At 57.4% G+C, this 23,495-nt stretch carries 17 protein-coding genes; 8 read left to right on the top strand and 9 right to left on the bottom strand.

Annotation, left to right across the window (positions count from 1 at the left end):
• Positions 1–59: 59 nt before the first annotated feature.
• Together ACXAH0_RS03140 and ACXAH0_RS03135 are read right to left on the bottom strand one after the other, a co-directional pair.
• Positions 60–506, bottom strand: a complete 447-nt coding sequence (locus ACXAH0_RS03140) for an MAPEG family protein (protein ID WP_475189045.1) — start codon at positions 504–506, stop codon at positions 60–62.
• A 77-nt stretch (positions 507–583) separates the two neighbouring features.
• The gene (locus ACXAH0_RS03135; RefSeq protein ID WP_475177845.1) at positions 584–901 is read right to left on the bottom strand and encodes a YciI family protein; all 318 of its coding nucleotides are present in this window, start codon (positions 899–901) and stop codon (positions 584–586) included.
• A 106-nt stretch (positions 902–1,007) separates the two neighbouring features.
• Here ACXAH0_RS03135 and ACXAH0_RS03130 point away from each other — a divergent pair, with 106 nt between their 5' ends.
• Positions 1,008–1,598, top strand: coding sequence for a TetR/AcrR family transcriptional regulator (locus ACXAH0_RS03130; RefSeq protein WP_475177851.1), 591 nt, complete (start codon positions 1,008–1,010; stop codon positions 1,596–1,598).
• Positions 1,599–1,681: 83 nt separating this feature from the next.
• On the opposite strand, the gene ACXAH0_RS03125 is transcribed toward ACXAH0_RS03130, so the two are convergent.
• Together ACXAH0_RS03125 and ACXAH0_RS03120 are read right to left on the bottom strand one after the other, a co-directional pair.
• The gene (locus ACXAH0_RS03125; protein WP_475189043.1) at positions 1,682–2,068 is read right to left on the bottom strand and encodes an NADH:ubiquinone oxidoreductase subunit NDUFA12; all 387 of its coding nucleotides are present in this window, start codon (positions 2,066–2,068) and stop codon (positions 1,682–1,684) included.
• A 137-nt stretch (positions 2,069–2,205) separates the two neighbouring features.
• A complete protein-coding gene (locus ACXAH0_RS03120) occupies positions 2,206–2,883 on the bottom strand; it encodes a response regulator (protein WP_475177859.1) in 678 nt (225 codons plus the stop codon).
• A 669-nt stretch (positions 2,884–3,552) separates the two neighbouring features.
• Here ACXAH0_RS03120 and ACXAH0_RS03115 point away from each other — a divergent pair.
• The 6 genes from ACXAH0_RS03115 (at position 3,553) to ACXAH0_RS03090 (ending at position 14,998) form a co-directional block, all read left to right on the top strand.
• Positions 3,553–7,233, top strand: a complete 3,681-nt coding sequence (locus ACXAH0_RS03115; RefSeq protein ID WP_475189038.1) for a vitamin B12-dependent ribonucleotide reductase — start codon at positions 3,553–3,555, stop codon at positions 7,231–7,233.
• Positions 7,234–7,588: 355 nt separating this feature from the next.
• Entirely contained in the window at positions 7,589–8,620 is a 1,032-nt protein-coding gene (locus ACXAH0_RS03110; RefSeq protein WP_475189032.1) for a DNA adenine methylase, read from the top strand.
• Between the two features lie 3 nt (positions 8,621–8,623).
• Positions 8,624–10,774 carry an ATP-binding protein gene (locus ACXAH0_RS03105; RefSeq protein ID WP_475189027.1) on the top strand — a complete coding sequence of 717 codons (2,151 nt, stop codon included), beginning with the start codon at positions 8,624–8,626 and terminating at the stop codon, positions 10,772–10,774.
• A gap of 6 nt (positions 10,775–10,780) precedes the next feature.
• The gene (locus ACXAH0_RS03100) at positions 10,781–12,235 is read left to right on the top strand and encodes a hypothetical protein (protein WP_475189024.1); all 1,455 of its coding nucleotides are present in this window, start codon (positions 10,781–10,783) and stop codon (positions 12,233–12,235) included.
• A 235-nt stretch (positions 12,236–12,470) separates the two neighbouring features.
• A complete protein-coding gene (locus ACXAH0_RS03095; RefSeq protein WP_475189017.1) occupies positions 12,471–13,340 on the top strand; it encodes an ABC transporter ATP-binding protein in 870 nt (289 codons plus the stop codon).
• Complete coding sequence (locus tag ACXAH0_RS03090) at positions 13,337–14,998, top strand: permease (protein WP_475189014.1); 1,662 nt, start codon at positions 13,337–13,339, stop codon at positions 14,996–14,998. The genes ACXAH0_RS03095 and ACXAH0_RS03090 overlap by 4 nt, the downstream gene beginning before the upstream one ends.
• A gap of 262 nt (positions 14,999–15,260) precedes the next feature.
• Here ACXAH0_RS03090 and ACXAH0_RS03085 read toward each other — a convergent pair whose 3' ends face one another.
• The 5 genes from ACXAH0_RS03085 to ACXAH0_RS03065 all read right to left on the bottom strand — a co-directional run bounded on the left by ACXAH0_RS03085 (position 15,261) and on the right by ACXAH0_RS03065 (position 22,919).
• Positions 15,261–15,551, bottom strand: a complete 291-nt coding sequence (locus tag ACXAH0_RS03085) for a hypothetical protein (RefSeq protein ID WP_475177883.1) — start codon at positions 15,549–15,551, stop codon at positions 15,261–15,263.
• 956 nt (positions 15,552–16,507) lie between these two features.
• Positions 16,508–18,952 carry a GcvT family protein gene (locus ACXAH0_RS03080; RefSeq protein WP_475189009.1) on the bottom strand — a complete coding sequence of 815 codons (2,445 nt, stop codon included), beginning with the start codon at positions 18,950–18,952 and terminating at the stop codon, positions 16,508–16,510.
• Positions 18,953–18,972: 20 nt separating this feature from the next.
• A complete protein-coding gene (locus ACXAH0_RS03075; RefSeq protein WP_475189004.1) occupies positions 18,973–21,414 on the bottom strand; it encodes a GcvT family protein in 2,442 nt (813 codons plus the stop codon).
• 9 nt (positions 21,415–21,423) lie between these two features.
• Positions 21,424–21,981 (bottom strand): helix-turn-helix domain-containing protein, encoded by a 558-nt coding sequence (locus ACXAH0_RS03070; protein WP_475188998.1) that lies wholly within the window; start codon positions 21,979–21,981, stop codon positions 21,424–21,426.
• Between the two features lie 449 nt (positions 21,982–22,430).
• Positions 22,431–22,919, bottom strand: a complete 489-nt coding sequence (locus tag ACXAH0_RS03065; RefSeq protein WP_475188993.1) for a TetR/AcrR family transcriptional regulator — start codon at positions 22,917–22,919, stop codon at positions 22,431–22,433.
• Positions 22,920–23,098: 179 nt separating this feature from the next.
• Here ACXAH0_RS03065 and ACXAH0_RS03060 point away from each other — a divergent pair, with 179 nt between their 5' ends.
• On the top strand, positions 23,099–23,485 hold the full coding sequence (locus ACXAH0_RS03060; protein ID WP_475188988.1) for a hypothetical protein: 387 nt from the start codon (positions 23,099–23,101) through the stop codon (positions 23,483–23,485).
• Positions 23,486–23,495: the final 10 nt, after the last annotated feature.

The following is a 23,495-nucleotide window of genomic DNA, read 5'->3' as shown; positions in this document are numbered from 1 at the left end:
CGCCGTCTCCCTGCCAGGGGCCGCACGGAGACTGCGGCCGCTTCTGTATTCGAGGAAAATCAGGCAAAAAGCCCGGCGAGAACCGCAGCCCCTCCCAGCACAATGTTGGTGAGGAGCCCGCCCACATAAGCCAGCGTGCGCGGTCCTCCGGCCTGCTTGCCAATGCCTGCATAATAGACGGCCCAGAACGCGAGCCGGAAAGAAAGATAAAGCCATGAAAGCCCGTTGGTCAGTGACGCCGGAACGCCCAGAACGATGGCCACCAGAACAGCCAATGCAAAGGCCGGTGTGTTCTCGGTGGTGTTCTGATAGGTCCGCACGCTCCGGAAACTGAACTTGGAAAAATCATGCCGGAGCGGCATGCCCGGCACCTGTTCTCCGCTGGCATAGGCCAGCGGCGCCGTCAGAAACGACTGCACAAGCTGGGTCAGAACAAGAATGCCCAGAATCAGCATCGATGGCTTATAGGCGGCAAGACCGGGAACAACGTCCAAGAGAGAGGGCATCGGAAAACCTTTTTAATATTTCAGATTGGGTTGGCGCCCCCCTCGAAGGTGAGCCCCAAATTTGCCGGAACGGCCACTTACATGGGCATATCGACCGCCTCGGCGACTTCCAGCGTGCCACCGCTGGTGACATGCGGGCAGGACGCGGCCATGGCGAGCGCCTCCTCCATCGTGCTGGCCTCAACAATGGTCACGCCCTGCAAAGCGGCCGGCCCGTCATAGTCTTGAACACCGGTTGCGCTGACGGATTTAGACGGGCCGACCGGGTATCCCGGATCGACAACGGCTGCTCCAAGCCGGCCACGCCAGGCCAACCAGTCCTGCATATGGGCCTGGCAGTTTTCCCTGGTCTGAACATTGGGCGCGCCATGATAGGCGAAGATAAATCTGGGCATGGACCGTCTCCTTTTTGAACCTGTCCGCCATGGTTCCAGATGTCTTATTATGTTCAAGAACATATTTTGTGTTTGCGGTATGCCTTTGCGTTGAAGGAGAGATGCGATGCCCTATTCGGAAAGCCACAAGCAAAAATCACGCGCGAAAATCGTTGAAGCGGCGCGGATTCTCTTCAATCGTCACGGGTTTCAGGATGTGTCGATTGACGCCATCATGAAGGAAGCAGGGTTCACACGGGGCGGATTCTACAATCACTTTGCCAGCAAGGAGGAGCTCTTTGCGGAAGCCGTTTCCTGTTTTCTTATGGGACGGGGCGCAAAATGGCGGGAGGATGCCGGGATCGATCCCAGTACGTTGTGCCCGGAGATGGTCGAACACATGGTCGACAGCTACCTGTCTGCGGATCATCTGGGCGACTTGGATGGGCAATGCCCGATGATTGCCCTGCCTTCTGATGTGGCCCGTGGCAGCCCGCAGGTTCAGAACTCTTATCAGCAACTGCTGACGGCGATGGTCTGGCTGTTTGAGAACAATCTGGCAGAAGAAAACACCGCCACCCGCACAAAGGCGCTTTCCCTTGCAGCGCTTTGCGTTGGCGGAATGATCCTCGCGCGGACCTTGCCAGACTCAGCCCTAGCCACGGAGGTCAGACTGGCCGCACACACAACCGCGCGGGATGTGATCGCAGCAAGATGACGGGCAGATCGCCGGGGCCTGATGGTTGCACGCTCTGACATTGAGGCGAACTGAACCACTCCCTCAGACGCGGCTCCCGCGGCTCAGTTCCCCGGGGTCCAGGCCTCATAATCGCCGGTCACTTCGGGGCGTTTTTCCGGGGTCAGGATGGAACCGCTGGGGCGGTACGCCTCCGGCGTACCGGTCTTGTTGGCCTCATGGCCCTTCTGCCACAACTTGGCGTGATAGGTTTCTTCCGTCGGCGGCGTGTCGACCCGGTGATGCATCCAGCCGTGCCAGCCTGGTGGAATGGTGGAGGCCTCCGCAAGACCGTTATAAATCACCCAGCGTCTCTTGCCGCTGCGCTCTTTATAATATTTGTTACCGGCCGCATCCTCACCGACAAATACGCCCTTGCGCCAGGTGAAGAACCGGGTGCCCATCGTCTGGCTGTTCCACCAGGTGAAAATTTCCAGCAGCAGCGTTTTCATGGCCTGTCACAGGTCCCCTGATTGCCAAAGACAAAGCCCCGGCGCAGCACAGGCCGCGCGGCGGTTCCCGCTAAGTTATGGCGCCAAGAGGCCCATCTGTCCAGTGCTGCCGGGTGCCTTAAGACCCGGCACCAACCTCAATGAATCTTGAGGTCTTTCGATTTCACATAGCCCGCATTGCGAATGTGTTTGGCGGCGGCCGATGGCGCTTTTTCCACGCCGCCCTTTTTCACGCCGGCAAACACAGGGTCTTTCTTTGGCTTGTTGTCGAAGGCCTCTTCAACCACCTCTTCCACCTTCGCCCGTTTCTGGACGGCAACCCGGTGATAAAGGCGTGCTCCGGCAAGAGACTGCAGCTTTTCCGCCTGTTCATCCATGGACCGCTGAATGCCATAGATGTTGTAAAAGCCCGATTGTTCCAGAATGATCGGCCGGTCATCGGTCAACAGCCACTTCAGCCGTTTGAACAAGGTGGAGGGGGACAGCGGCTTGACCAGCACATGATGAGCCCCTGCCCTGAGCGCCTTGTCCACCAGCGGCCGCGTGCCATGGGCTGTGATGAACAGAATCGGCACGTAGCAGAGCGGCTCCATGTGGCGGTGGCGCACAAGGCGCAAAAACTGATAGCCGGAGGTCGGCTCCATCCGCCAGTCGGTCAGAATCACGTTGGGCGGCTCGGCGAGACTCGCCTCCAGAGCCTCATCAGCCGAATCAAACACCCGCACCCGGGCCACCTTGAAACTGAGCAGGATCGACCGCAGGATAGTCTGCATGGGTTTACTGTCTTCCACGACAACCGCGTCTATGTCTTCCATTGACAGCCCAAACGCTGCGTGGTGCTTCATAAAATGCGGCCCTCTGTCACCCGATTTGGGCCATTTAAGCACCCGCCGCTTAAACCGGGTTGAAGCTGGCAGATGCCATTTTCGTCAAATTTTCATAAAACTTGGGCTATATTCACACGTGACCGGCTCGAACCGGCACTGGCCCACCCCCGGCGAAGAAAAACAAGCGCGGATTTCCGGGCCAGGCCCCGCTCTCCACGGCGCTCCCCGCAATCCACATGCACCCACAATATTTTGCGTTTGCCCACAGGATGGGCACAAGCTGTTGTCACTCGCCGCTTGACCTTAAGATTTCGTTTACTTTATTTTCCCTACTATTGCGATGTGCGTAACAGGGGCTCCTGACGGCGCCCCAGTCATCCAGACCACGTAAGTATCAGCGTATCCGTTTCCGCGTTTTCCTCCAAAACCGGAAGACGGCTTTTTGTGCGCTCTTGTCGGTGTGCATATCGTGACAAACCTGTTGATGGACACTATATATAGTAGACCCAACCGCAGGAAACGCTACATACAGGATCAACACCGGCTCTTGGCCGGCCGTGTCCAGTGACGAGGCAGGCGATTTCGCCACACCGGGCACATATCGGAATTGCACCGGCTCCAGAAAGAGCCGGCGGGGATACGAAGGGGACTGAGAGAATGCGGATTGAGCGGCGCTACACCAAGGAAGGGCAATCGCCCTACGCCGGCATCGAATTTCGGACTGCCACAAGTGAGATCCGCAACCCGGACGGGTCCATTGTGTTCCGGCTGGAGGACATTCAGGTCCCTGCCCAGTTTTCTCAGGTCGCCTCCGACATTCTCGCCCAGAAATATTTCCGCAAGGCCGGAGTTCCGGCCCGGCTGAAGGCGGTGGAAGAAAACTCGGTTCCCTCCTGGCTGTGGCGCCATGAGGCCGACGAGGCCGCTCTTGAAGCACTTGACGAAGACACCCGCTATGGTTCGGAAACCGATGGCCGTCAGGTCTTCGACCGGCTGGCCGGCACCTGGACCTATTGGGGCTGGAAAGGCGGCTATTTCGATCAGGAATCGGATGCCCAGGCCTTTTACGACGAGCTGCGCTACATGCTCGCCACCCAGAAGGTTGCCCCGAACTCCCCGCAATGGTTCAACACGGGCCTGCACTGGGCCTATGGCATTGACGGGCCGAGCCAGGGCCATTTCTATGTCGACTTCCAGTCCGGCAAGCTGACCAAGTCCAAGACCGCCTACGAGCATCCCCAGCCCCATGCCTGCTTCATCCAGTCGGTTCAGGATGATCTGGTCAATGACGGCGGCATCATGGATCTGTGGGTGCGCGAAGCGCGCCTGTTCAAATACGGCTCCGGCACCGGCTCCAACTTCTCCCATGTTCGCTCAGAAGGCGAAAAACTCTCCGGCGGCGGCAAGTCCTCCGGCCTGATGAGCTTCCTGAAAATCGGCGACCGGGCGGCCGGTGCCATTAAGTCCGGCGGCACCACCCGCCGCGCGGCCAAGATGGTGGTGGTCGATGTCGATCACCCGGATATCGAGGAATATATCAACTGGAAGGTCAAGGAAGAGCAGAAGGTGGCCGCCCTCGTCACCGGCTCCAAGATCTGCCAGAAGCACCTCAGCGCCATCATGCGCGCCTGCATCAATTGCGAGGCGGACAATGGCGATTGTTTCGACCCGGCCAAGAACCCGGCCTTGAAACGGGAAATCCGCGCCGCCAAGAAGATGATGGTGCCGGAAAACTACATCCAGCGTGTCATCCAGTTCGCCCGCCAGGGCTTCACCAAGATCGAATTCCCGACCTACAACACCGACTGGGATTCGGAAGCCTATCTGACGGTCGCCGGCCAGAATTCCAACAATTCTGTCAGGGTCACCGATGGCTTCCTGAAGGCGGTCACCGAAGACGGCACCTGGGATCTGACCGCCCGGCGCACCGGCGGCACCTTGAAAACCGTCAAGGCCAAGGAGCTTTGGGAACAGATCGGCTATGCCGCCTGGGCCTCTGCCGATCCGGGCCTGCAATACCATACCACCATCAATGACTGGCATACCTGCATCGGCGATGGCGAAATCCGCGCGTCCAACCCGTGCTCGGAATACATGTTCCTGGATGACACGGCCTGCAACCTTGCCTCGCTGAACCTGATGCAGTTCCGCAACGAAGACGGTTCCTTCGCCATCGACAATTATGAACACGGCGTGCGCCTGTGGACCGTGGTTCTTGAAATCTCGGTGCTGATGGCCCAGTTCCCGTCCAGGGAAATTGCCGAACTCTCCTACAAGTTCCGCACGCTCGGCCTCGGCTATGCCAATATTGGCGGCCTCCTGATGACCTCCGGCATCCCCTACGATTCGCAAGAAGGCCGCGCGCTCTGCGGCGCGCTGACCGCCGTTATGACCGGTGTGGCCTATGCCACCTCTGCGGAAATGGCCGGAGAACTGGGGGCCTTTCCAGGATACAAGAAAAACGCCAGGCACATGCTGCGCGTCATCCGCAACCACCGCCGCGCCGCCCATGGCGAAACGGAAGGCTATGAAGGTCTGAACACCAATCCTGTTGCCCTCGACCATGCCTCCTGCCCCGAGCCCCTTCTGGTGGAACGGGCGAAAAAGGCCTGGGACAGGGCGCTCGAACTCGGCGAACAGAACGGCTTCCGCAACGCCCAATCGACGGTGATTGCCCCGACCGGCACCATTGGCCTGGTCATGGATTGCGACACGACCGGCATTGAGCCCGACTTTGCCCTGGTGAAGTTCAAGAAACTGGCCGGGGGCGGCTATTTCAAGATCATCAACCGGGCCGTGCCCGAAGCCCTGCGCAAGCTCGGCTATTCGGAAGCCGAGATCGGCGAAATCGAGGCCTATGCGGTTGGCCATGGCTCCCTGGATCAGGCCCCCGGCATCAATCCGGCGAGCCTCACCGCCAAAGGCTTTACTGCCGAGACCCTGGCCAAGCTGAAGGACGGCCTGAAATCGGCCTTTGACATCAAGTTCGTGTTCAACCGCTGGACCCTTGGGGATGAGCAGATGAAGGCGCTCGGGGTCACCGACGAGCAGCTGGACGATCCGGAATTCGACCTCCTGACTTTCCTTGGCTTCACCAAAGCCGACATGGAAGCCGCCAACACCCATGTGTGCGGCGCCATGACCCTGGAAGGCGCGCCCTTCCTGAAGGAAGAGCACTATCCGGTGTTTGACTGCGCCAATCCGTGCGGGCGCATCGGCAAACGCTTCCTGTCCGTGGAAAGCCATATCCGCATGATGGCGGCGGCCCAGCCGTTCATCTCCGGCGCGATTTCCAAGACGATCAACATGCCCAATGACGCGACGGTCGAGGATTGCATGGAAGCCTACATGCTGTCCTGGAAACTCGCCCTGAAGGCCAATGCGCTCTACCGGGACGGCTCCAAACTGTCCCAGCCGCTCAATTCCCAGCTTTTGTCGGAGGATGAGGACGAAGCGGAAGACGCTGTGGAAGAGATCGCCGCCAAGCCCCAGGCCGCCCGCGCCGAAGTGGTGGCGGAACGGATTGTGGAGCGGATCGTGGAACGGGTGGTGCGCGAGCAGGAAAAGCTGCCCGCCCGCCGCAAGGGCTACACCCAGAAGGCCAAGATCGGCGGCCATACGGTGTTCCTGCGCACCGGCGAATATGATGACGGCCGCCTTGGCGAGATCTTCCTGGATATGAACAAGGAAGGTTCGGCCCTGCGCGCCTTCATCAACAACTTCGCCATTTCCGTCTCCCTCGGCCTGCAATACGGGGTGCCGCTGGAGGAATATGTCGACGCCTTCACCTTCACCAAATTCGAGCCGGCCGGCATGGTTCAGGGCAATGACGCGATCAAGAACGCGACCTCGATCCTCGACTATGTGTTCCGCGAGCTCGCCGTCTCCTATCTTGGCCGCCACGATCTGGCCCATGTGCCACCGGAAGTCTTCGGCTCAAACGGATCGAGCCCGGCCGCAAGCGAAGGCGCGGCCAAGAGCGGACAGGTGGTCTCCCACGGCCTGGTGCGCGGCCAGACCGAGCGCTTCCGCCTGGTCTCCGGCTCCGACCCGGCGGGGGAAACCACCGAGGCGATTTCCGTCCAGACTGCCAGCAGCCCCTCGGCCCAGGTGACGGCGGTCGCAACCGCCTTTGCCCGCGGGGCCGAAACCGCTGCCGCCGTGGAGATCGCCCCGGCCGCTGCGCCCCAAACGGCCAGTGCCGCCCAGCAGATCGCCCAGGCCCGCATGAAGGGCTATGAAGGCGAAAGCTGCTCTGAATGCGGCAACTTCACCATGGTCCGCAACGGCACCTGCCTGAAATGCGACACTTGCGGCTCGACAAGCGGGTGTAGTTAAGAGCTGGTGTTCTGTTGTTGTCCCGAGTCGCATAGGATGGCCAATTTAGGCCAATAAGTGGCTCAAAACAAAATATCCGGACGCTCTTGAGCGTCCGGAGAAGCAGTTAAGAACAAAAAGTGAACGAATTACGAATGTCAAAACGGCTGTTTCATGAAATCGAAAGCAGCGATTACCCTTGCCCCTCGCAGAAATCCAGTTTGGAATTCAAAGATCGGACATGAAGGAGTTGGATCCCGCCATTCAGACCACTCGCCGATCCGCCAGATATGCCTATGCGGCATTCGCCAGTTGTGGTTGTTGCAAACTGTCAACACGTTATAGTTATTCAACGCGAATCGAGTGAGTTGTCAGAATGAATATTAGAGCATCGTCGAGCCAAAAGGTTGAGAAGCCGACAATCGTCAGATGGTGCACCAGATCGGACATCTCTCCCCTGCGATATCCGGGAGGCAAGCGAAAGCTTGCGCCGTTTATCGCCGATCTCCTTTTGCGAACCAATCATCGGACAAAATTGTTTATTGAGCCATTCGCAGGTGGAGCAGCCGTTTCCATATCCCTTTTGGAGGCCGATCTCGTAGACCAAATTGCGCTGTCGGATGCCGACGTTTTGGTGGCCTCGTTCTGGAATACTGTCTTCTCCAGCAATGCCTCTGCGCTGGCCGACAAAGTATATGATTGTTCAATTACGTTGGATGAATGGAAGCGCCAGAAGGATTTAACCCCTGAGACAGAACTTGATGCCGCATTCAAGTGCTTTTTCTTAAACCGAACCAGCTTTTCAGGGTCGCTGCACAGTAAGGCTGGTCCTATCGGCGGGATGGCTCAGACGAGTAAATATCCTATCGATTGCCGATTTAACAAGTCGAGGCTTGCGGAACGAATTATCGAACTTAGCAGGCTGCGCGGGCGCGTACGCTTCGTTCGGAATGAAAGCTATTTGAAAACGATTAGAGATGTACGGCGGACGAGGTTATTCCAAGAAGATCCACTATCGTTGGCATGGTATCTTGACCCGCCGTTCTTCGCCAAGGCGGACAAGCTATACAGGAAGAGTTTCGATGAGCACGATCATTCGCGTCTTCAAGCCGAAATAGACGACCTTCCGGGGCATTGGATCCTTTCTTATGACAATCATCCAGATGCACGTTTGCACTACGGCGACCATGAAGGCTTCGCGCGCGTGAACCTGCAATACACAGCGCGCATCGATGAACGCGAACGTCTTGTTGCTACCGAAGTGATCGTTTCAAACATTATCGCCGATTTGCGGCGGTGCGGTGAACTCATGGATTCGGCTGAAATCATCCAACTTCCTCGCCGCCGGCAGAATTGGAAGGTTACCATGCGAACAATCAGCGAACCGAACGCAATTCAAGTGGGATAACCAATGCTAGAGAAAGCAATTAGCCGGATGTCGGCAGCCACGAACCCTCTTAGCGCCCTACTGGATGCACATAGCGGTTCAGTAGGCGTCGGGTTCACAATCCACTCCTCCTACGAAGAGATGGTCGTGATGACCAACGATAAGTGGCGGGAAGGTGCAGGTGGTATCCCCATGAACAGCTATTTGCTTGCGGCAAGCGTGTCTTCGGACGGCTTTGCCACAGCGAAAGCTATGGACCGAAGAGTGGTGCTCTTGAGGATCGTCGGACGAACTGAGTTGTCCACGGACAGGGATTCACTACGAGCGGTGATGGAGCACTTCCAAGACAATCCCGATAGTGTCGATCCCGGGTTTCGGATGAATGAACCGATATCGTTCGGGATGCTCCAGTGGAGTGGAATCAAGTGCAAGGTTCTTGGAACTTTCTATCTTGACGAAGCGGGTAAATTCCACTTTGGGGCCGATGTGGAAGACTTCTTCGCCGCGCGTCATATGAAAGTTTACAAGCCGGGTTCAAAGGCTCTTGAAAAGATTGTTAACTTCATCGATCCGATCCGGTTGAAGAAGGCGGAAAACGACGCCTCAATGCTGGGCATGAAGGAACCGCCCTCACCGTTCCAGATAGGCACTGTCCGTTTCACCTCCGCGAGCCAGATGGGGACTCAGAGCGGACAGCCAGAAGTTCCGGTTCGCATTTTCCCGGGCGATTTCTTGGCTCGTCGAACAGCAATTTTCGGCATGACCAGGACGGGTAAATCCAATACCACAAAGACACTCGTATCGGCGGTAGAGCTTTCAGCCTTTGAGTCGGATTTGGCTGTTGGCCAAATAATTCTTGATATCAACGGGGAGTATTCCAACGCTAACAATCAGGATGAAGGGAGTTCAATCGCGGACGTATTTGGCGACAACACCGTCAGATATCGTGTGAATCCTCCTGGAGCGGGTTTCAGGGATGTGCGTGTTAACTTCTACGAATCCCTGGACATGGGCCTTCAGTTCATCGCGAACAACCTGAAGGAAGAAGCGGGTTCCATGAGCGAAGACCTCAAGACGTTGGTCTCTCTCAGCTTGGAGAAACCGGACCTCTCGGACTTCCAAGCGACCACGCGGTGGCGACGCAAGGTCGCCATCTACCAATGCATCCTCAAAAGTGCGGGCTTTGAACACGATGCATCCATGAGGATCCAATTCGACGTCAATAAGGATGTCTTGTCTTTCCTCTACGATCATCATACGCCAATTCCTGACACCTTCCCGGGAGCCAAGAACGTCGATGACCGTGCCAAGGCTAGCGCCGCATTTTTCAATCTCCAGAGCACTGGAAAAGGATATGCCGTCGATGCCGACACCGCGGTCGCCTTCTGGCAGTCCATCCGGGAAATCGAGAAGAACTGCGGCGGCCCGGATACCCTTCACGGCATCCGAAAGAAGAACGATAAGTGGCTAAGTTCCGAGGAATACGCGCTCCTATCGGTCCTCGTCGGCAAGTCCAGTAAAAACGACGCTCTCATACGAGCCGGTGGCTCGATCCGGAACGCCGCCCGCGAATTCCATTCGCCAAAAGGCTCCGCCAACGTTGCGGACGACATCTATGATCTTCTTAAGCGCGGTCGGATCGTCATCGTTGATCTATCTGTGGGACCACCCCGAATCCGGGAAACCATGGCGGAGAGGATAGCTCGTCGGATTTTCGACAATTCGTCGGAAATATTCACCTCCGGAAAAACACCTCCCAAAATCGTCCTTTATGTTGAGGAAGCACACAACCTTATCGGAAAGGATGCAGATCTTAACACGACTTGGCCTCGGATTGCCAAGGAAGGCGCAAAATATGGGATCGCCATGGTCTACGCGACACAGGAACCCTCCTCGATCCACGCGAATATCCTTTCAAATACTGAAAACTTCTTCGTCACACATCTGAACAACGACAATGAGATCCGGACTCTTGCCAAGTATTACGACTTCGGGGATTTCGCGGAGAGCTTGAAGCGATGTCAGGATGTGGGTTTCGCCCGCATCAAAACGTTGAGCGCAAACTTCACGACTCCGACGCAAATTCTGCTTTTCCGGCCCACCGATGTCATTGCCTCCTATGAGAAGGCGAAGCTATCGGAATCCAGCTGGTTTCGACCCCTCCCACAGGACTGACAGAGGATGCCTTATCTTAACGAGAGGTCCACAGCGAGCGGCGGCTTCGATGTCTTGAATGACCCCGTAATGCAAGAGTTTTTGTCTTCCGTTAAAATTGGCCAGGATCTCTCGGCGAAGCGCGATGAAATTCGCTCCCGACTCGTCGATGCGACAGGTATGGCGAAGGAACTCGTAGAGGGCCTAATCTACGCATCCGACGCCTCTCTCTACGAAGCCATTGCGGTGGAAAACCTGCCTACTGTTCGGGTCGGTCTTCTAAAGTTCTCGAACGTAATCATCAACGTGGAACAGTACGTTCGCCTCCGGGACCGCAACGATATTTTTGTTGATCCGATCGAAATCGCAGAACTGAAGCGGGCCGCGAACCTGATGAGTTTTGCGCTCCCCGGCGCAGGCATTACGTCGGATGACATCCCAAAGACCAAGTCTCTGTTCCGCGATATGGTTTTCTCGAGGATCTTCCATTCTGAGAAGTTCAAGGTCGGTGGGATTTCGCTGTATGACACCCTCGTTGACCTGCTCGAACGGAGCAATACGAAGAAGAAGAAATCAGTCGTTGAAAGAGACGGACGTCGCGGCATTCTCTTGGCCAAGGAGAGGAAAAGCCCGGTGGACGGGGAGCCGCTTTCAGAGGAAGTTTTCGTTCCTCTGACCCCCGGCTACGTGGACATCGCGCCCAACAGTCGAATCTACGTGACCGACGCGTTGCGAATCCAGGATGTCTTCGCGGAAGAGGGGAGCAACACGGAGTGCTTCAACCGACTTATGTCTGTTTTGGAGCACATCATGGTCGCCCACGTGTTGCGTTGCTCCCATCGTATGGATCCGACGATCACGCAAAACATGAACGTAATTGTAGATGGACCATTAGCTATTTTCGGGGAAGCTGCAAGGTTTCATAGGAGCATACTGTCCCTCCTTGACGAGATCCGGGCGGATTGTCGGAAGGAAGGTACGCGTGGCCCATTGGTGATCGGCGTATCAAAGACTGGAAAAGTCATGGAACACGCAAATCTCATTCGCGAAATCCTGAACTATAATGACGATAACTCCAAGAGAGAAGACGCGGTCTTTCTTCCAATCGATGATGACTATCGAAAGACCTTCATTGAGCCTAATAGGATATCTACGACAGATAATTTCGGGGATGAGACGTACTACGGTCAACACTTCATCGTACGGACGACCAAAGGAAAGGTATTTGACGTCACTTTAGCGTATCCTTTCGGGTCCAAAGACCCAATTGAAGGAAAGCCCTTTCGGGACGAGAAGGTCAAACTCCATCACTATGGTGATGACATTTCGCAGATGCTCTCGCTTATCGAGATGATGCAGACGGACCTGTATTCAGATGCTCTGATTCCAGTTCATCTGGCCCACAGGTATGCATCCATTGCCCATTCCCCGGGCGGCCGATCGCTGGACAATTTTGTTCGGGACGCTCTGAAAGTCAGATGAGGAGCACATCCGAGCTCCTTACTGACTTCCGATAAATTTTTATCTTATGCCTACCCCTGAGTTTATTTAAATCAGTGCGAGGATGCGATTAAATGGAGTCTCAACCGTCGACGTTTCTGTACTTCGCCTATGGCTCTAACTGGACCTGTCGCGCTTTTTTGCCCCCTCCAAGACTTTACCCTCGTGAAAGGTCCCCTCGGTAAACTGGCTGAAAATGTTGTCAGGCGAGAAACCGATGCCGTCCTCCAGATCCCCGTCCAATGCCCCTGCCCTTGACATTTCCGGTCTTCACAAGCGCTTCAGCGCGCCTGCGGTGTATGGCCTGTCCCTGAGCGTGCGGGGCGGTGAGTTTTATGCCCTGCTGGGGCCGAACGGGGCGGGCAAGACGACAACGCTGCGGATGGTGGCCGGACTGCTTGAGGCCGATGCGGGAGCGGTTGCGATCTGCGGCATCGACGCCTTCGCGGACCCTGTTGCCGCCAAGCAGGTGCTCGCCTGGGTTCCGGACGACCCCATGGTCTATGACAAGCTGACGCCGCTTGAATATCTGGAATTCGTGGCCGGTCTTTGGAGCATGGAGCCGGACCTTGCACGGTTCAAGGCCGACGCGCTGCTGGACTCCTTCGGCCTTGCTCCCCATGCCCATGAGCGCTGCGGCGGCTTTTCCAAAGGCATGCGCCAGAAAGTGGCGCTGGCCGGAGCCCTGATCCATGAGCCGCGCCTGATCATTTTGGATGAGCCGCTCACCGGGCTGGATGCCGGGTCCGCCCGGCAGGTCAAGACAGTGCTGACCGGCATTGTGGACCAGGGGGTGTCCATCATCATGACCACCCATATTCTGGAGGTCGCGGAGCGCATGGCGGATCGGATCGGCATTATCGCGCGCGGACAGCTGGTCGCCGAAGGCACGCTTGAGGAGCTGCGCGGCCAGGCAAAAGCCGGCGGCCAGTCGCTTGAGGACATTTTCCTGGAGATTGTCGGTGGCGCCGAACCAGGCTCTCCCGATTCAGGCGCTCCCGATTCTGGCATTCTCGATTCTGGCATTCCCCATCCAAAAGCTCCCGGGCGGGACACGGACGCCTCCGCCTGCGGGAAAGTCGCATGAGCGCAAGCACGGCCCCGTCCGCCCTCAGACGGTTTGCAAACCATGAAGTCCGGCTCGCCTGGCGCGACTGGGCCTGGATGTTTTCCGGCTGGCGCAACACGAGCCTTCGGCGCGCGCTTCTGGGCATGGGGGTGTTTTATGCGGTGATGCATCTCATCGCCTATGCGGTGCTTGCCCCCCGGCTGACTGCCGCCTTCACGCTGACCCAGACCGAACTGGCCATGCTCTCCGTCACCGTCCTGCTCAGCCTCACCATGATGCTGTCCCAGGCAATGGAGTCGGTCACGCGCGCCTTTTATGCCCGCGATGACCTTGACCTGATCCTGTCCTCCCCCGCCCCGTCCCGCGATTTGTTTCTGGTACGCATCGTCCTGATGGCGCTGACAAGCTGGGGCATGTCGGCACTGGTCATTTCGCCCTTTCTCAACATAGCGGTGGGGCTTCACGGGGCGCACTGGCTTGCGGGATATGTGGTGCTGCTGGCCGCCGCGCTGACAGCGACCGGTGCCGGGGTGCTGATCACGCTTGCGCTGTTCCGCACGGTTGGCCCGCAGCGCACGCGCCTGTGCGCGCAAATTCTGGCCGCCATCGTCGGGGCCGCCTTCCTGATCGGGATGCAGGTGGTTGCGGTCCTGTCCTTCGGCTCCCTGTCCCGGTTCACGCTTTTTGATCCCGCCTTTCTGGCCGCCCATGCGCCAGATGCGGCCTCGCTCTGGTGGTTCCCCGCCCACGCGGTGGCCGGGCAGCTGCCTGCCGTGGCTCTGGTCTTTGTGGTCTCTGCGGCCTTTTTCGCGCTGGCCGCCTGGCGCGGTGCGGTCCAGTTCCGCTGCATTGTCGTGAAGGCCCTCGGGGTCACGGAACAGGCCGCGCGCAGGCGCCGCTCCAGGCGGGCCTTTCGCGGCTATACGCCGCTCGGCGCCCTGGTTCACAAAGAGCTGACTCTCATCGCCCGCGATCCCTGGCTGGTGTCCCAGACCTTGATGCAGGTTCTTTATCTCATCCCGCCCGCCCTTATGCTCTGGGTCAGTTTTGGCAAAAACACGGAGGTTTCCGTGATCATCGCCCCGGTGATCGTCATGGCCGTCGGCCAGCTTGCCGGCGGGCTGGCCTGGTTGACCATTTCCGGCGAGGATGCCCCCGATCTGATTGCAACCGCACCGGTCACGGCCTTTATCCGCCTCTGGGCGAAGGTCGCAGCGGTCTTGTTGCTTGTCGCCGCGCTGTTGCTGCCGATCACCCTCGCTCTGGCATTCCTCTCGCTCTGGGGCGCAGGCGTCACCTTCACCGGCGCCATGATGGCGGCCGCAAGCGCGATCCTGGTTCAGCTCTGGTTCCGGGCGCAGGCCAAACGCACCACCTTCCGGCGACGGCAGGTCGCCTCCAAGGCCTCGACCCTCGCGGAGGCCGCCGCCTCCCTGGCCTGCGCGGCCGGCACCGCCCTGATTGCGGCGGGCAACCCGCTTGCGCTTCTGCCCGCCCTGCTGCTGTTCAGCGTGCTCGGGATCGCCTGGAGCCTCCGCCCCAAACGCCAGACGCCACCAGTCTCCCTGCCTTCTCGTGCCAGTCCCAAGGATGCAAGAGGGCAGCCTGCCGGCCCAGAGCAAAGCGCAGATCTAGGCGGAGCGCAGTCCAGAACACACAGCGGGGCCAGCCTGTGACGGAACCGCAGCCTTTGCGGGCAGCTCACCCCATTCTCGTTTAGAAGAAACCGATCTGATCGCTTTTGGAGCCCTTTCAGCATGAGCATTGTTCGGTTTTAAACCGCCCCAAAACGCCCCTGTTGAAAAAGCGATCCGGTTTCCGCTGCTGTGCCACTCGCGGATGAGGACCTGCCGGTCTTGTTGCAGATCTTGCCCGCGATCCTGTCGCGCTGCGATCTTTGCCGAGCCGCAAAACCTCCAAAACCGCTCAGATGGGTCTCTATCCATTGAATTTGGTATGCTGGACACTTGCACTGACCTCACTCAGCTGATCGGCGCCCATGGGATCGGGAACAAAACCATAGACGTAGCTGGCCAATCCCGCCCTTGCGCCGTCCACCGGCAGCCCCATGGCAACAACCTGATACCCGTTGAAGGTGCAGGTGGTCAGGTGAACCGGAGTGGTGCGGCTGTCAGGCCGCTCCATACGCAGCGCAAGGCGGTCATTGTCGGCCCGTATCTGCCACGGGCCCTGCCAATCAAGACGGTCTGGGCGTAACAGAGCATACATGCAGGAGGCCACAGAGCGGACAGCCAAACGGACGGGAGCAAATTTAACAAACTGAAACTCGGTACGAAACATGTCAAATCGCGTGTTTTGGAGTTGGCTTGAAACACCAACACAAGTTGAAAACGGCCACGTCAAAATTACTGACCCAGATTCAAGCCCATTCTGCGGCAGACCTTTAAGTTTGTGGACATCCTGTTAGGTTTTTCAGTCTCTGGCCTGTCTGCAGTTGGCGGACTGATCATTTGTTTTATGATCAGCCAGGTTATCTGTTCTGAAAGATAGACCGTTGAAGGCGGTTTCTCTGGCAGTGCCTGTCCACTTTTCCGTGTCCGGGACAGGCGGCGGCAAGATGCTCCACTTACCCGGTCAACCAGACCGGGTCGCGCGATGCCCCTAGCCGTTGAACGGAATTGGGGCATCAATTAGCCCAAGTTCAACCGCGCTTGGTATATAGACGCGCTCTGCCGGTGCCGGCAGCGTTCAAAAACGGTTCAAGGACTGCAATCAACTTTCGCAAAGTGTTCATTTTGCGGATGAAGCGATCTCTTTTCCCGAATGGAAGGTTTCAGGATGGAACAGGGTGCGGCAAGGCAGTGCCAGAACGAAAGAAGCGATCCGCTGACGATGGACATTGCATTCCGCCGCCACACGCTCCCGCCTCCAGGCGATGACCTTTCTCCCTCTATTCAAAATCCGCCATCTGCCCAATTCCTCGCAGCACCAATGCTTGCAGTGTCACGGCATCGGTCAAACGCACGATGTCAATGCTGAGCCGGGAGGCCGAAGCCAATCTCGACGACTTCAACTGTGCAAACGACCCTGTCCGCAGCTTGAAAGCCAACGCGGCCACTTCCACACGAAGCCATCTGAAAAATCAGTCTCAATCCGATCTTTTGAGTACCGCCACAGAGCAGCCAGAAAGTGTGCGTCCATTTAACAGGATGGCAAACTTCGCTTCAGATCTTCACCCGTGCCGAATTCGGGTCATACAGGGGAGCGAGAGACGGCTTGGCCGATACCCGCTGGCCGGCGATCTCGATGTCAAAACGCGAAGCCAGAAGATCGTCTGCCGTTTCGCCCACACACGGCACATAGCCCATTCCGACAGCAGCGCCGAGCGTATGGCCATAGTTCCCTGAGCTCAAATAACCCACGATTGAGCCGTCCCGGATGATGGGTTCGGCGTGATACAAGAGTGGTTCTGGATCGCTCAACAGGAACTGCACCATTCGTTTTTGCAAACCTTGCTCGCGTTTGCGCAAGACCGCGTCCCGGCCGATATAGTGGATATCTGATTTCTTGACGGCAAACCCGAGACCAGCCTCCAAAATATGGTCTTCGCTTGAAATATCGTGGCCGAAATGACGAAAGCCCTTCTCAATCCGGCAGCTGTCCATCATGTGCAGCCCGCACAGCTTGGCCTCCAAATCCCGGCCGGCATTCCACAGAACTTCAAAAACATGGGCGGCCATGTCTGACGATACGTAGATCTCCCACCCAAGTTCTCCGACATACGTCACACGATGAGCCCTGGCGAGCCCCATGCCGATTTCAATCTCCTGACAGGTTCCAAAGGGGTTCACATCATTGGTGAAGTTGTTTGGCGAGACTGTTTGCAGCAATTGCCGGGAATTGGGGCCCATGACGCATATCACAGCTTCTGCTGCGGTTATGTCGGTCAGGACCACCCGGTCGTCCTTGATCTGGCGCAGCATCCAGGTCTGATCGGCAAGGCGTGTCGCCGCGGGTGTCACCACGATATAGGCGGTTTCAGACAGCCGAGTGACCGTGACATCCGCCTCAATACCACCACCGGCGTTCAAAAACTGGCTGTAAACGATCTTGCCGACCGGTACGGACAAATTGCTGGCTGCAACACGGTTCAAAAATGCTTCAGCATCGGGCCCTTCGACACGGATCTTGCCGAAGGAAGACATATCGTAGATCCCGATGTTTTCCCGGACCGCCCTGTGTTCCAAAGCGGAGTTTTCAAACCAGTTCTGCCGCTTCCAGGAATATGCATATTCCGGCGACTGACCTGCATTTGCAAACCAGTTCGCACGCTCCCAACCTGCAACTTCCCCCATGACGGCGCCTTCAGCCTTGAGCGCCTCATGCAAGGGAGACCGGCGGATGCCGCGTGCCGTCGCTTTCTGGCGATAGGGGAAGTGGTCTGCATAGAGCAGGCCCAGGGTTTCCTTTGATCTTTCGAAAAGGTAGGTCTTGTTGCCCTGAAACGGTTGCATGCGCATGATGTCGACATCACCCAGGTCGAACGGTTTCTCGCCGCTGTCCATCCAATGCGCAAGGGCCATGCCAGCGCCACCCGCAGACTGGATGCCGACGGAATTGAAACCGGCGGCCACCCAGACATTGTCCATCTCAGGTGCAAGTCCCAGATGGTAAGCGTCATCCGGCGTAAAGCTTTCCGGTCCGTTGAAGAACGTCTGGATACCCGTTTCTGCCAATAGCGGAAGCCGGTTCACCGCCTTTTCCAGGATTGGCTCGAAATGGTCAAAGTCTTCAGGCAACTGATCGAATTCGAAATCCTCCGGAATTCCCTTCATCGCCCAGGGCTTTGCTTCCGGTTCGAATGCACCGAGCATGATGCTGCCCGCATCTTCCTTGTAATAGGCACATTCATCCGGCACGCGCAGCACCGGTAATTGTGTCAGACCCGGAATTTTTTCGGACACGATATAGAAGTGTTCACAGGCGTGAAGCGGGACATTGGTGCCCATCTGCCTGCCGACGTCATGCGCCCACATGCCAGCGCAATTCACCACGTGCTCACACGTAAGGGTACCTTCACCCTCCTGGTTTTCCCATTCAACGCCGACAATCCGGCGGCCGTCTTTGACAAAGCCCGTGACCTTTGTGCGCTCCAGCACTCTGGCGCCGCGCAGCTTTGCCCCTTTTGCCAATGCAAGCGCGATATTGGACGGGTCACCTTGGCCATCGAGAGGAAGATAGACGCCGCCGACAACATCCTCACAGTTGAGATGCTCATATTTGGCTTTGATTTCACCTGGGGAAACCGCCTCAACGTCAACCCCGAAAGCACGCGCCATTGAGGCCTGACGCATCAGTTCTTCCTGACGCTCGTTCGTCAGGGCGGCCGTGATGGAGCCTACGCGTTTAAAGCCGGTGGACAGACCGGTTTCCGCTTCAAGATTGCCGTAGAGCTCCTGGCTGTATCTGGCCAGCCGGGTCATGTTCTGGGTTGCGCGCAGCTGAGCGATCAGGCCCGCCGCATGCCAGGTGGTGCCGCAGCAAAGCTGCTTGCGCTCCAAAAGAACAACATCTTTCCAGCCCAGTTTCGTCAGATGATACGCGACCGAACATCCGATCACGCCGCCGCCAACAATGACGACGCGGGCACTCTTTGGTGGAATTGCCATTTCCATGTCCTTCTTGAGCCTCAGGCGCGAATACGCGCATTTTCTGGATCCCAGAGGGAAGATGTTGCCTGAATTTTGGCGCTGAGGCGCTTCCCGTAGACGTCGATCTCAACAAAGCCGCCGGCTTCCGCCACCTCCGCGTCCAGCATGGCAAGGGCAATGGCGGCATTCACCCTATACCCATAGGCAGCCGAGGTGATTTCGCCAGCTCTCCTGCCGTTTGAGAAAACAGCCGCCATATAGGGTGCGTCCTGTGACCCCGTTTCCACGATCAGGGTCACAAGACGTCTTGCCGGGCCGTTTTCCGCTTCGGCTGCAAGTTCTGCTTTGCCCGGGAAATCTTCTGGCTTGTCCAAACGTACAAACCGCGCCAGACCGGTCTCCAAAAGGCTGTAGCCAGATGACAGGTCCCCCTTCCAGGTCAGGTATCCTTTCTCGATCCGCATGGAATTGAGAGCGTACATGCCAAAGGGTCTGGCTCCCGCCTCACGTATAGCCGCATAGACTTCCCGGGTCTCGGAGGTCGCCACGTGAACTTCCCAGCCGAGCTCACCGGCAAAGGACACACGTGCCAGCATGACGGGTTTGTCTGCAAGGGTTGCAGTTTGATGGGTCAACCAGCCGAGGGACAAATCTGCATCGCTTAATTGCGCCAAGAGATCCCGTGATTTTGGCCCTGTGACCAAGAGGGCAACAGTCTCCCCGGAAACATCTTTCAAGGTCACCGTGTCCGGCAGATCTTTGGCCAGGAGTTCCTGATCATGCCAAAGTGCCGCAGCCGCAGTGACAAGGGTAAAGGCGTCTTCCCCATGGCGCAGGCATGACATTTCGCTCAGCACACGGCCGCGCGCATCAGGGAAGTATAGAAGGGCCATTCGTCCGATCTTGGGCAAGGCGCCGGCGGTCTTGTCGGCCAACCAGTCCGCAGCTCCCGCACCGCTCACGGAAAAGCGCGAAAAACCGCAAATATCGATGACGCCGACACCGTCCCGAACCGCCTCAACCTCTTCCCGGATCCGAGGCTCCCAGGGACCCTTGCGATCCCAGGTCTGCGTCGCACGTTCAGAAGTATCGTCTCCTTCTCTTGCAAACCAGTTTGCACGTTCCCAGCCGCCATAGGCGCCCATTTGCGCACCGTCACGGATCAAACGTTCATGGTTTGGGGAGAGCTTCTTGTTGCGTCCGGCTGACCATTCATTATGCGGGAAATGCATAGCGTATTCGTGGCCATACGTTTCGCTCGCCTTTGCCCGGCTGTAGTCAGCATCGGCAAAACCCGTATAGCGGCGCGGATCGACGGACCACATATCCCATTCGGTATAACCATGCATTATCCACTCGGACAGGATTTTGCCAGCTCCACCGCCTTGGGCAATACCGAAGGTAAAGCTATGGGCGTCAAAAGCGTTGGGAACACCCGCCATGGGACCCAGCATTGGCAGTCCGTCCGGTGCGTAGGGAATGGGACCATTGATATTGCGTTGAACCCCGCGCGACCCCAGAAGCGGAACCCGTTCCATAGCATCCAGGATGTACAGTTCCAGCCTGTCAAGATCGTCGGGATACAGCTGGAAGCTGAAATCGTCAGGCATGGGGTCGTCGTCGTTGACCCAAGCGGCCTGACAATTGCGCTCGTAAGGCCCGAGATTCAGCGAGTAGGTATCCTGACGAAGATAGTAGGATGTATCTACGTCGCGCAACAATGGCAGCTTGCGGCCATTCTCCTTGGTCCAGGCTTCGATCTCGGGAACCGCCTCAGTCAGGAAGTATTGGTGGCTCATCACGGTCAAAGGCAATTGGCGCCCACCAAAGGGCAGAAACCACTTCGCGACACGGTCCGCATAATATCCCGCAGCATTCACCACATATTCGCAGCGGATATCCCCATTTTCAGTGTGAACAATCCATTCGCCATTGTCCTGGGACACACCCGTCGCCGGGTTGAAACGGACAATTTGCGCCCCATGGGTGCGCGCCCCCTTGGCCATCGCCTGCGTCACCTGTGAGGGATCGATGTCGCCGTCCAGAGGATCCCATAGACCACCTTCAAGGTCGTGTGTTTCCATGAACGGGAAATGCTGCTTTAGCTGCTCCGGCGTACACATTTCCATGGTGAGATCCAAATGACCTGCCATGTCGCGCACCCGCTCGAATTCCATCATACGTTCTTCTGAGTGGGCGAGACGAACCGAACCGGTCACATGGTAGTTGATCGGGTAGTCCACTTCCCTCGCCAGATTGCGATAGAGCGCAAGACTGTAGCGCTGCATATTCAACACACCGTAGTTGGTCGCATAATTAGGTGTGTTGCCTGCGGCGTGCCATGTCGATCCTGCAGTCAGTTCATTTTTCTCCAGCAGGACACAGTCAGACCAGCCCGACTTTGCCAGATGATATAACACCGAGGTTCCAACGATACCGCCGCCAATGATGACAACACGTGCTGTGGAAGGAAGTGCCATGGTCAAACCTCAATAAACGGGGGGAGAGATGACCCAGATTGCGAGCGCAGGGTCGTGATAAGGGTTTGCCCAGCGGTATTCCGAGCCTTTGATACGGAAACTGTCGCCGGCATCGACCGTGAATTTTTTCTCCGCGATCCAGATATCCAGTTTACCGGAAACGAGGTAGACGACTTCCGTTGTCGCGCGTTTCCTGGCCTTGGAGAGTGAGGATCCAGGCAAAAAGCTGGAGTGAATGACTTCGAAGTCATCCGTGAGATCGGGAGAAATAAGCGTTTCGAACAAGCCGTTGTCGCGTTCACCAATTTCCCGGCGTGCTGCTGCACGAACCACCACACCCCGTTCTTCCTCTGGAGCGTCAGCAATACCGAAGAAAATTGAAACCGGCGCCTTCAGTACGCGAGCGATTTTGTGAAGATCATCCACTGACGGCTTTGATTTGTTGCGTTCGACCTGCGAGGCCCATCCGACGGATTTCCCAAGCGCACGCGCCAGATTCTCCAAGGTCATCTTGCGGGAAACGCGCAAGGCGCGAATATCTTGTCCGACTTGATGTTTTCCAGACATTCCCTCCCCTTTCAGCCTCGTGACCTGCACCTGAGATTGTCTGCACGCCGGACAAATGAAAAATAACAAGAAATTTTCACAGCCGCAAATGAAAATTTGTCTGCAATTTTCACGTACCAAAACCTGTCTTGTTTCGAGAAATATCTCCAACATACGCAGCACGGTTTTCAGGTGCTCATTTCGGCTGAGGGAAGAGCCTCACACTCCAACAGTTCTGCCGAGCGGCAAAATGATGTGATTGATCGCTTGCAAAAGACCGGGAACACTCCAAGTGTCGAAAGACCCGCAAAATAAAAGACGGCGCAAAAACAACAGCTGGTGGCCTCAGAAGAAGAACGCCGCCCTTTGGCGCACGCTACCATCCAATGGCTTCAAACCGTTTTGTCTCTGTCCGTTGAACTCTTTGATTTAAGGCCGCGAAAGGCACATCTGATGCAATGCGGGGCGCTTCAGGCTTTTGATCCTGGGACTTCAGCCGCCCGGCGCAGCGCGTCTTGCAGCGCCATACCGTCCAGGGTTGCCAGCAGCCTGCCGGCGATCTGCCGCCTGTCCTGACCCGGCTGCAGCAGAAGACGCGCTGCAATCCAGCTTTGAAAATCCTCGGACATTTTCAGCGCCGCACGGGCCTGGGGGCCGCCGGATCTCGCCCCGGCAGCGGCCAGTTCCAGAAGCAGGATCAGGGGCTGGCGCAAATGCGGGGCCCGGCTTTCGTGCCAAAGGCGCTCCAGCAAAACCTCCGGCGGCAAGCTGCCAACTGCGGGAAACGCGCGCCCAAGAGCTGTCTCAATCTGACCGGCGATATGGTCAAACACCGCCTCCAGAAGGGCGTCCTTGTTCTTGAAATAATAGAGCAGCATCCGGTCACTTGTCCCGGCCGCCACCGCCAGCGCGCGCAGCCCGGACGCAGCCAGACCCTGTTCGGCCAGATGAGCTGCCATCCTGGCCACAAGCGCCGCTTGCTTTGCCTCTCTTGGTGTCATAACAGGATTGTAGCAGTTGCTACATTTTCCTACAATGACGCGACCCTGGCACAAAAGACTGCCGGACAGGCCAGCCCAAAGAACGGCCCAGCTCCTGCCCGCTGGACCGGCATGCCAACATTCAAAGGAGCCAACCCATGACATTTCTGGATCCGATCCAGGGCAAATCCCCCAGCCTGCTCCAGCTTTTCACCTCCTACGGGATTGGCCTCGGAGCCGCAGCGCTCGTACTCACGCAGCTGGACTTCACCTGGAAAACCGCACTGCTTGCAGCGCTTGCCTTTGACTGGTGCGGTGGTCTGGTTGCCAACGCGGCCCCGCCCGTGCGTGGCTGGTGGCGCACGCGGCCCGGCCTCAGCCGCGCCTTTCTGCCCTTTCACCTTATGGAACTGCCGGTGATCTACTGGCTCACCGGTGGAGGCACGGTGTTCTATTGTTTTTGCCTGGTGATGGCTGCCAAACTGGCCATTTTTGAACTGGGCAAGGAGCGCTACGAAATGCCCCGGGATCCGGCGCAGGGATAGGCCGTGCGGG

The organism is Roseibium sp. AWQ4_290 (assembly GCF_056160985.1).
This window is presented reverse-complemented; position numbering and strand designations above follow the sequence as displayed.